The sequence below is a fragment of the Ureibacillus sp. 179-F W5.1 NHS genome (assembly GCF_045369345.1).
GTDB classification, from domain to species: Bacteria; Bacillota; Bacilli; order Bacillales_A; family Planococcaceae; genus Ureibacillus; species Ureibacillus halotolerans.
Genome location: NZ_JBIQFG010000015.1, coordinates 51,043 through 61,897, shown reverse-complemented (window position 1 = coordinate 61,897; position 10,855 = coordinate 51,043). Strand labels below are relative to the sequence as shown.

At 34.4% G+C, this 10,855-nt stretch carries 7 protein-coding genes; all 7 read right to left on the bottom strand.

Annotation, left to right across the window (positions count from 1 at the left end; genetic code table 11):
- Nucleotides 1-309: 309 nt before the first annotated feature.
- The 7 genes from ACH0B5_RS09140 to dnaA all read right to left on the bottom strand — a co-directional run bounded on the left by ACH0B5_RS09140 (nucleotide 310) and on the right by dnaA (nucleotide 10,544).
- Complete coding sequence (locus ACH0B5_RS09140) at nucleotides 310-1,392, bottom strand: HD-GYP domain-containing protein (RefSeq protein WP_122972039.1); 1,083 nt, start codon at nucleotides 1,390-1,392, stop codon at nucleotides 310-312.
- Between the two features lie 322 nt (nucleotides 1,393-1,714).
- Nucleotides 1,715-4,246 (bottom strand): DNA gyrase subunit A, encoded by a 2,532-nt coding sequence (gyrA, locus tag ACH0B5_RS09135; RefSeq protein ID WP_406927749.1) that lies wholly within the window; start codon nucleotides 4,244-4,246, stop codon nucleotides 1,715-1,717.
- Nucleotides 4,247-4,272: 26 nt separating this feature from the next.
- Nucleotides 4,273-6,201 (bottom strand): DNA topoisomerase (ATP-hydrolyzing) subunit B, encoded by a 1,929-nt coding sequence (gyrB, locus tag ACH0B5_RS09130; protein ID WP_174232677.1) that lies wholly within the window; start codon nucleotides 6,199-6,201, stop codon nucleotides 4,273-4,275.
- A gap of 176 nt (nucleotides 6,202-6,377) precedes the next feature.
- Entirely contained in the window at nucleotides 6,378-7,493 is a 1,116-nt protein-coding gene (recF, locus tag ACH0B5_RS09125; protein ID WP_122972041.1) for a DNA replication/repair protein RecF, read from the bottom strand.
- Nucleotides 7,494-7,721, bottom strand: a complete 228-nt coding sequence (gene yaaA, locus ACH0B5_RS09120) for a S4 domain-containing protein YaaA (protein WP_122972042.1) — start codon at nucleotides 7,719-7,721, stop codon at nucleotides 7,494-7,496.
- A 165-nt stretch (nucleotides 7,722-7,886) separates the two neighbouring features.
- Nucleotides 7,887-9,023 carry a DNA polymerase III subunit beta gene (gene dnaN, locus ACH0B5_RS09115; RefSeq protein WP_122972043.1) on the bottom strand — a complete coding sequence of 379 codons (1,137 nt, stop codon included), beginning with the start codon at nucleotides 9,021-9,023 and terminating at the stop codon, nucleotides 7,887-7,889.
- Nucleotides 9,024-9,194: 171 nt separating this feature from the next.
- Nucleotides 9,195-10,544 carry a chromosomal replication initiator protein DnaA gene (gene dnaA / locus ACH0B5_RS09110; protein WP_122972044.1) on the bottom strand — a complete coding sequence of 450 codons (1,350 nt, stop codon included), beginning with the start codon at nucleotides 10,542-10,544 and terminating at the stop codon, nucleotides 9,195-9,197.
- Nucleotides 10,545-10,855: the final 311 nt, after the last annotated feature.

The window sequence follows — 10,855 nt, the reverse complement described above, 5'->3', positions numbered from 1 at the left end:
AAAAGAAAATTTGATAAAGCTCTAAATTTACACTGGCATCATAATGATGTCCAAAATTTTGTTTCAACTGTTAAGTTGAAACTATATTTCATTAACGTTTTGTTGTTCAGTTTTCAAGGTTCATTTAATCCGTCACCTCTTGGCGACTTATTTATAATAACAAGGTTTTAATACGAAGTCAACACTTTCCTCAAAATTTTTTTAAAAATGAAATCTGTTACCTCGTTTCGTTAAAACCTATTGTTCTATTCATAGTACAACCACATGTATTGTTAATTAATTCTCCTAAAAAGAGGAGAAAAATCTCCTCTAGTTAAACATAACTTGAGAAATATATAAATCTCTTTGTTTAGAGAGATCAATCATTTCCCCACTATTTATTAATTTTATTAACGGGCGTGTAGGAGCAAGATGATTATTAAAGATAATTTCACCATACCCTAAATTGGATACTTCAACTTGAGTACCTATTGGGAGTCTAGCTACTAAATCCGTAAGCGTTTGAACTACTTTAATATCAAACTTACCAAATTCAGATTGCTTTATCATCTCAATTACTTTAAATGGAGATTCTTTTGGACAGTATACCCGATCGCTCGTCATTGCATGAAATGTATCAGCGATGGCAATAGCTTGTGAAAATAAAGAAATTTTCCCTAATTTAACTCCATCCACATAACCACTACCATCTAAACGTTCATGATGCTGATAAATTGCTAACTTCATTTCTTCTTTTATGGCTGGTAAGCTCTTAACCATTTGAAAACTATAAAGAGGGTGTTTCCGTATTTCAAAAAACTCTGTCTCGTTTAAAGAGCCTTTTTTTTCTCTTATTCGGTAAGGAACTTTAGCCATCCCGCTGTCCGCTAAAGTTCCTGCAATAGCCATTTGAAATACATATCCTTGGTTGTAACCAAGTTTATGGGTAATTAAAGCAGCTATTAATCCGGTTGCAATACAATGGTTATATAAATATTCTTTAGTGTTTGAGATGTTATTTAACTTAAAAAGAATTGAACGGTCTGTTAAGAACTCTTCTACTAAAGGTAAAATAATGCCTCTAACCTTTGTTATATCAATTTTTGAACCAGCTTCCCAGCCAAGGAATAACTTCTTATAATCAGCAACAGCAAGTTGAAATTTCGTTTCAAACGAAATCTTAACTTGCTGCACTTCCAAATTACCATTCGCATTCGATTCAATAGATTGTTTTGCATTATCATCAACTAGGACTGGTATATTAGCAATTTGAAAGGCGGTTAAAATGTGTAAATGTTCTTGAGTAATGATTGTATTTTTATAAATGATTGGAAATTGGGTATTAGCAAATATATCCTCCGCTACTACTTTTCCTATTAGAAGTTCATTTGTATTGACATATGTAGCCTCCAACCTAAAAACCTCCTTTGATAGTTTGAAATTGCAGTTTGTGTATCTAAAGAAATAGTTATATCGTTTTTTTTTAGATATATTATACTATATTTTAAGTTCAAAATTTATATATATCCCTTAATAATCGAATTTAAACTGAAAATCTATGATAGAGTGCATTCAGAATACATAAAAAGACTATTTATTTCTCTTTTAGCAACTAGGATAACTATTAAAAGAAAGAAGATTTTAAATTCTATATACTTTTTTAGGTATTTCATCATTAAACAAATAAAAAACTGATTCAAAAGTTCATTTGAACCTTTGAATCAGTTTGTTCATTTTATTCTTCTGTTTCAGAATCTGTCTCAGAAGAATCTATTACTGAATCATTGTTTAATTCAGCAGTTGTATTATCTTCATCTGCTATATCTTCTTCGGTTTCTTCATCTTTCTTTACACGGGCTACTGTTGCAACTAACTCATCTTCACTTAGACGAATTAAACGAACACCTTGAGTACTTCGTCCAATGATGGAAATATCATTAACATCCATACGGATTAAAATTCCGTTAATCGTAATTAACATAATATCTTCTGATCCGTCTACTGTTTTAACAGCACACATCGGACCATTTTTCTCCGTAATTTGGATTGTTTTAAGACCTACACCACCACGGCTTTGTAGACGATATTCTGATTCAGGAGTACGTTTTCCATAACCTTTTTCAGTAACAACTAAAATTTCTTGGCCTGGTTCAACTATTTCCATCCCTACTACATAATCGCCTTCACGAAGTTTTATACCACGTACACCTGATGCTGTACGTCCCATCGAACGAATTTCTTCTTCTTTGAAACGGATTAACATACCATCATGGGTTCCGATAATAACATCCTTCGTTCCGTCGGTTAATCGAACTGAAATTAAATCATCATCATCATGTAAATGAATTGCGATTAATCCACTTGTACGAATATTAGCAAATTGTGATAGTTGCGTACGTTTTGTAATACCTGTTTTAGTTGTAAAAATAAAGTAAGCATCTTCCTTAAATTCATTAACATGAATCATGGCTGTTACTTTTTCTTCTTTCTCTAAAGGTAACAAATTTACAATTGGTAAACCTTTTGCTGTTCGACCAAATTCAGGGATTTCATATCCTTTGGCACGGTATACTTTCCCTTTTGACGTAAAGAATAGAATTGTGTCGTGGGTTGAAGTGAACAATAAATGTTCAACGAAATCATCTTCATGGGTACCCATTCCTTGCACACCACGACCACCACGTTTTTGGCTTCGGTACGTATTAGAAGCAAGTCGCTTTATGTAGCCATTATGCGTTAATGTAATAACAGAATCTTCACGAGGAATTAAATCCTCATCTTCGATCATTTCAAGTCCACCAGCAGTAATTTCTGTACGGCGATTATCATTATATCGTTCTTTAATTTCTGTCAATTCTGTTCGAATAATATCAATTACTTTACTTTCATCGGCTAAAATTGCTTTTAACTCAGCAATTAATACTTGAAGTTCTTGATATTCATTTTCAATTTTTTCCCGTTCTAAACCACTTAAACGTACTAAACGCATATCTAAAATTGCTTGCGCTTGACGTTCAGTTAAATTAAAACGTTCCATTAATACCGGTTTAGCTTCATCACCAGATCGAGAAGAACGAATAATACTAATAATTTCATCAATATGATCTAGGGCGATTCTTAAACCTTCTAAAATATGTGCACGATCTTCAGCTTTTCTTAATTCAAACTGCGTACGGCGTGTAATCACAACTTTTTGATGTTCTAAGTAATGGAACAGCACTTCTTTTAAACTTAAAACTTTCGGTTGACCATTAACTAATGCTAGCATGTTAACGCCAAAGTTAGACTGCATAGCAGTTTGTTTATATAAATTATTAAGGATAACGTTAGCATTTGCATCTTTACGAACTTCAATAACAATACGCATACCACGTCGATCGGATTCATCTCGTAAATTCGTAATGCCATCAATCTTTTTATCCCGTACTAATTCAGCAATTTTCTCAATTAATCTTGCCTTATTAACTTGGTATGGTATTTCATGAACGATAATTGTTTCTTTACCATTCGATTTCGTTTCAATTTCTGCTTTAGCACGGACAGTAATGGAACCACGACCTGTTTCGTATGCTCGGCGAATACCACTTCGTCCTAGTATTAAACCACCAGTTGGAAAATCAGGACCTGGGATAATTTCCATTAACTCTTCTGTTGTAATCGCTGGATTTTCAGATAAAGCGATAACCGCATCGATTGTTTCCCCTAATTGATGGGGTGGAATGTTTGTTGCCATCCCTACCGCAATACCAGAGGCACCGTTTAATAAAAGGTTTGGAATACGAGCTGGTAATACGATAGGCTCTTTTTCATTTCCATCATAGTTTGCTTGATAATCAATCGTATCTTTATTAATATCTCGTAACATTTCCATCGTTATTTTGGACATACGAGATTCTGTATAACGCATCGCCGCAGCTCCGTCGCCATCGACAGAACCAAAGTTACCATGACCATCTACTAACATATATCGATAACTAAAATCTTGCGCCATACGTACCATGGCGTCATAAATTGATGAGTCACCATGAGGATGGTATTTCCCCATTACGTCTCCAACAATACGAGCAGATTTTTTATATGGTTTATCTGACGTATTTCCTAGCTCATGCATTCCATATAGAATACGACGGTGTACCGGTTTTAAACCATCACGTACATCTGGTAATGCCCGTGATACGATAACGCTCATTGCATAGTTTAAAAACGATGTTTGTACTTCTTCACTTATTTTTATTCCTTTTACACCTTCATGTTGATTTTCAGACATATGAAAGACCTCCCTTCAGAACCAAGTTAAATGTCTAAGTTTTGTACATATACCGCATTATCTTCAATGAATTTTCGACGAGGCTCGACTTCATCCCCCATTAATTCTTGGAAGATTTGATCTGCTTTCATTGCATCATCTAATTCAACTTGAAGAAGCGTGCGATGCTCTGGATCCATCGTTGTATCCCAAAGTTGTTCAGCATTCATTTCACCTAGACCTTTATAACGTTGGACGACTGGTTTCGGCATGCTTGGTAAGCGTTCTAATATCGCTTGTAGTTCTTCATCTGAATAACAATACTCAACATGTTTACCTTGTTTCACTTGATATAAAGGTGGTTGAGCCGCATATACATAACCAGCTTCAATTAGCGGACGCATAAAGCGGAAGAAGAATGTTAATAAAAGAATACGAATATGAGCACCATCAACATCGGCATCTGTCATAATAACGATTTTATGATAACGTGCTTTTTCTAAATCAAATTCTTCTCCAATACCTGTACCAAACGCTGTAATCATCGCACGAATTTCAGCATTCGACAAAATTCGATTAATATTTGCCTTTTCAACGTTTAAAATCTTTCCGCGCAACGGTAAGATCGCTTGGAAGTAACGATCACGACCTGATTTAGCAGAACCGCCTGCGGAATCACCTTCTACAATATAAATTTCTGACTCAGCAGGATTAGTAGAAGAACAGTCTGCAAGTTTTCCTGGAAGGCTGGATACTTCTAAAGCAGATTTACGGCGTGTAAATTCACGTGCTTTTTTCGCTGCAACACGGGCACGAGCAGCCATTAATCCTTTTTCTACGATTTTTCGTGCTACAGAAGGATTTTCTAACATGAAACGTTCGAAACCATCAGAAAATAAAGAGTTTGTAATGGAACTTACTTCTGAATTTCCTAATTTTGTTTTCGTTTGTCCTTCAAATTGTGGATCAGGGTGTTTGACAGATATAATTGCCGTCAATCCTTCCCTTACATCCTCACCAGTTAAATTTCCTTCAGTATCTTTTAATAAATTTCCTTTACGTGCATAGTCATTAATTACTCGTGTAAGGGCTGTTTTAAAACCTGATTCATGAGTACCGCCCTCATAAGTATTAATATTGTTAGCAAATGAATAAATGTTAGAAGAGAATCCAGCATTATACTGCATTGCAATTTCAACCGAAATACCATCTTTTTCACCCATGATATCAATTGGGTCATGAATCGGTTCTTTTGTTTTATTTAAATGCTCTACATACTCACGAATACCACCTTCAAAGTGATATGTGTTTATGCGCTTTTCTTCTTCTCGTTCATCCACAATAGTAATGCGAATACCACGGTTTAAATAAGCAAGTTCTCGTATACGAGTTGCTAAAATATCATATTCGTAAACAGTTGTTTCTTTGAAAATTTCTGGATCCGCTTTAAAACGAGTTGTTGTACCTGTCTCCTCAGTATCACCAATAATTTTTACTGGTTGAACAGTTTTACCTCGTTCGAATTTGATGGAATGAATATGACCATCACGTTTTACATATACTTCCGTTGCAACAGATAAAGCATTCACTACAGATGCACCTACACCGTGAAGACCACCTGATACTTTATATCCGCCACCGCCGAATTTACCACCAGCATGTAGAACTGTCATAATAACTTCAACTGCTGGCATTCCCATTTTTTCTTGAATATTGACTGGTATACCACGACCATTATCTTCTACACGAATCCAGTTGTCTTTTTCAATTGCAACCGTAATTTCTGTACAATAACCTGCTAATGCTTCGTCAATACTGTTATCCACGATTTCCCAAACTAAATGGTGAAGCCCTTTAGAGCTTGTGGAGCCAATATACATCCCTGGACGCTTACGAACAGCTTCTAACCCTTCTAAAACTTGAATTTGATCCGCATCATAAGCTTGTTGAACTTGTTTCTCTTCTAAAGCCACCATGTTCACCTACTCTTTCATTACCTCAGTATGTGTCAAAATTAAAAAGCTTTATCAAAATTTCTAAAACTTTCTAAATGAAAACTTAAGCGAATTTTTTAACTGTTATTCCCAATGCCATAAAATTTAAGGCTACAGTACAATTCGCTTAGATTAAAAAATTAAATTAATTTGTTTATTTATTGAGTTTCTATTACACCTTGTTTCACGTGAAACATTTTCGCATGTTGTATTGTTTCATGATGAATCCCATCAACACTTGTTGTCGTGACAAACGTTTGCACTTCACCTTGAATGGTGTTTAATAAATGTGATTGGCGATAATCATCTAATTCGGACAATACGTCATCTAAAAGTAAAATAGGTGCCTCTTTCGTCTCTTGCTTAATTAATTCTATTTCAGCTAGTTTCAAAGATAAGGCTGTTGTACGTTGTTGACCTTGTGATCCATAAGTTTGAACATCATAATCATTTACCAAAAACTGTAAATCATCTCGATGTGGACCAACTAATGTAATCCCTCTTTCAAGCTCACGCTTTCTTACTTCTGCTAACTTCTTTTCCAAGTATGTAGCCATTTCATCATCATTCCATTCTGGATTAAGTCCAGAAGTAGCTCGATATTGAATCGTTAACTTTTCAAGACCACGTGAGATGCCAGAATGGATTTTTTCAGCCCAATCTTGTAAAAGTTGTATAAATTGAAGTCTTTTACGAATAATTTGGACAGCTGACTGAATATATTGCTCAGTATAAATAGCAAATAAAACGTCATCGATTTGCTGTTTCCCTTGATTTATTTTCAGCAAATGATTGCGCTGTTTTAATAATTTCTGAAATGTAAGCAATTCATGTAAATACACTGGCGATATTTGACCTATTTCCATGTCGATAAACCGCCTTCTTATTTGCGGGCTACCTTTTACGACGTTTAAATCTTCAGGAGCAAACATCACCACGTTCATTTGACCAATATAATTGCTTAACTTCGTTTGTTCTAAATGGTTTATTTTGCCCTTTTTGCCTTTTTTCGTAACAGACAATTCCATTGGAAAACTACCGTAACGATTTTGGACAACACCATCTATTTTACCATAGTCTGCTTGCCAACGGATTAATTCTTTATCATTACTTGTTCGATGGGATTTTGCCATGGCTAAAACATAGATAGATTCCATTACATTTGTTTTACCTTGAGCGTTCTCCCCAATAAACACATTAATTTTGGGTGAAAAATCTAATGTTAATGATTCATAGTTACGATAATTTGTAAGCTGTAAATGCTCGATGAACATTTAATTTTCTCCGTTCTTATTGACGATGACAAATCTACCACAGCCAGGAATATTAATGACATCGCCATGTCGTAGTTTACGGCCACGTCTTTTGTCGATTTCACCGTTAACAAATACATCATTTTCTTGAAGGAACCATTTAGACATGCCACCAGAGCTAATTGCATCTGTAACTTTTAAAGCTTGACCAAGGGTTATAAATTCTGTATCAATTATAATTTCATCCAAATTAAATTCATCCTCCGATTACGTACATCTATCCTTATATCATACCTAAAATTAAGGAAAAAATCCAAGGAAAGTAGGATAAGGGCGTTGTCAGGAAATTTTTGTAACCGAAAGAAATAAAAAAGATAGCCACGAATGACTATCTCATTTATCCATAATGTTTGATTAATAAGTTCTTACTGGTAAGATCAATTGTAAAATTGCATCATCATGTATAGAACGTAATGTAAATGGTCTCATTGCACCTGTAAATTGAATGACTACATCTTGTCCATCAATTGCTTTTAACGCTTCCATCATATATTTTGCACTGAAGGAAATTTTTAAATTTTCCCCTTCTAATGTTTCCACAGGAATTTGCTCTTCTACTTTTCCGATTTCAGGAGAGTTAGATGAAATTTCAACAATATTTCCGTCGAATGTTTCAAAACGTACAACATTATTACGATCTTCTCGAGCTAATAAAGAAGCACGATCGATTGCTTGTAATAAGGATTTCCCGTTAATTGTAATGTTTGTTTTAAATTCTTCTGGTATTAAACGGGATGTTTCTGGGTAATTCCCTTCTAATAGACGAGAGAAGAATAAAACATTTTCTGTTTTAAATAAAACTTGTTGGTTTGTAATAACGATTTGAACAGGATTTGTCGAATCTCCTAAAATTTTATTTAGTTCATTTAAGCTTTTACCTGGTATAACGACAGAGTTTACATCTGTAGGTAAATTTTCTAATATTGTTTTTCTTCTAGCTAAACGGTGACTATCTGTTGCAATACAAATTAATTCATTACCATGAATTTGCCAATTCACCCCTGTTAATACAGGACGGCTTTCAGATGCTGCTACTGCAAAAACTGTTTCTCGAATAATAGATTTTAATAAATCAGCCGGTATTGAAAATTGTCTATCAGTTGAAACTTCAGGTAATAATGGATACTCTGAAGCGTCTAATCCGATAAGATGGAATTCAGATTTCCCAGAACGAATATGAGTTTGTAAACCGTTAGATACTTCGATTTCAACATCATTTGTTGGTAATTTTCGAACAATCTCATTAAACATTCTTGCTTGTAAAACAATGGAGCCTGTTTCAGTCACATTGATTAATTGATCTCCGTTTTCTTCAATCGGAATAAATGTTTGGATAGTTATATCTGCATCACTACCCGTTAATGTTAACCCTTCGTTTGTTACATCCAATTTAATCCCCGTTAAAATCGGAATTGTCGTTTTGGAACTTACGGCTTTCATTACGTCATTTAATCCATCTAGTAAATGATCTCGCATTATATCAAATTTCATCATTAGACCCTCTCTTAATTAATTATATTATTTTTAAAAGATATTAATAGATATAGTAATAGGCCCTGTGGATTTGTGTATAACTCATTCAAACATGCATGAAATCAAATTATCCACATGTTAATAAATTGTGAATAAAGTTGTGAGAACTTCATCATGTTATCCACATTATTATTTCCCTAACATACTACGAATTTGTTTAATATCTTGCTGAAGTTGTTGATCTTCTTTTAATAAAGATGCAATTTTTTCGTGAGCATGAATGACGGTTGTATGATCCCGTCCTCCAAATTCCTCTCCTATTTTTGGCAAAGAAAAATCGGTTAACTCACGAGATAAATACATAGCAATCTGTCTTGGAAAGGCGATAGATTTTGTACGTCTCTTTGCTGAGAAGTCCTCTAATTTAATATGGAAGTGCTCTCCAACAGCAGTTTGAATATCTAAAATAGAAATCATACGTGGCTTTGAATTTGGAATAATATCTTTCAATGCTTCGGCAGCAAGCTCTGTTGAAATATCTTTATTAACTAAAGAAGAATATGCAACTACTCGAATAAGTGCACCTTCCAGCTCCCGAATATTTGTATCAATTTGATTTGCAATATAATGCATTACTTCATTTGGTATATCTAGTCCGTCTGCTTTCGCCTTTTTACGAAGAATCGCAATACGTGTTTCCAAATCTGGCGGTGTAATATCCGTAATAAGCCCCCATTCAAAACGTGAACGAAGACGATCTTCTAATGTTGGAATTTCTTTTGGCGGTCGATCACTAGAAATAACAATTTGCTTAGATTCTGTATGCAACGTGTTGAATGTGTGGAAAAACTCTTCTTGAGTGGATTCTTTCCCAGCTAAAAATTGAATATCGTCAATCAGTAATACATCGACATTACGGTATTTGTTTCGGAAATCTACTGCTTTGTTATCACGAATCGAGTTAATAAATTCATTTGTAAATTTTTCTGATGATAAATAAACGACCTTCGCATTTGGATTATGTTCCAATACATAGTGGCCAATGGCATGCATTAAATGGGTTTTGCCTAATCCTACTCCTCCATAAATAAAGAACGGGTTATAGGCCTTTGCAGGTGCTTCTGCAACGGCTAAAGATGCTGCGTGGGCAAACCGATTCCCCGAGCCAATAACGAATGTATCAAATGTATATTTTGGATTGAGCATTCCTGGTGTCATTTCAGAATGGTCATCGTTATTATTTGCCTGTATTACCGGAGCAGGTAAATCAAGGCTGTCATAATCGTCCTGATCCTTTTGAACAACAAATTTAATTAGCAAGTCTTTACCTGTAAGTTCAGATAAAATACCCGCGATTAGATGAAGGTAATGATTTTCAAGCCAATCACGAGTAAATGAGTTAGGGGCGGCAATAGTTACATTGCTTCCTTTATAAGAAAGTAATTTCGTCGATTTAAGCCACGTCTCAAAGCTTGGTTTTGAAATTTTTTGTTCAACTTGAGCCAGGACATTCATCCATAATTCTTCTAAATGTTCCAAGCTTTTAACTCCTTTTCATGTATATTTTCCATTTCAAATAAATAAACTAGATTTATATATGATAATAGAAAATCTATTAAACACATAATCACAGCATGTGGATAACTATTATCCAAAAGCTGTGTTAAAGTTTGTCCACAAGTTATTAACATCTGTGGATAAAATATTTCCCAAATTAAATGTCCACAAAAGAAAACACATTTATCGTAACAAAAAAAGATTGTCATTTCAATAGCTGGTGAAACTTATCCACACAGTTAAATTTTATTCACCATCGTATTATCCACAAGCATAGAATTTGTGAAAAACTT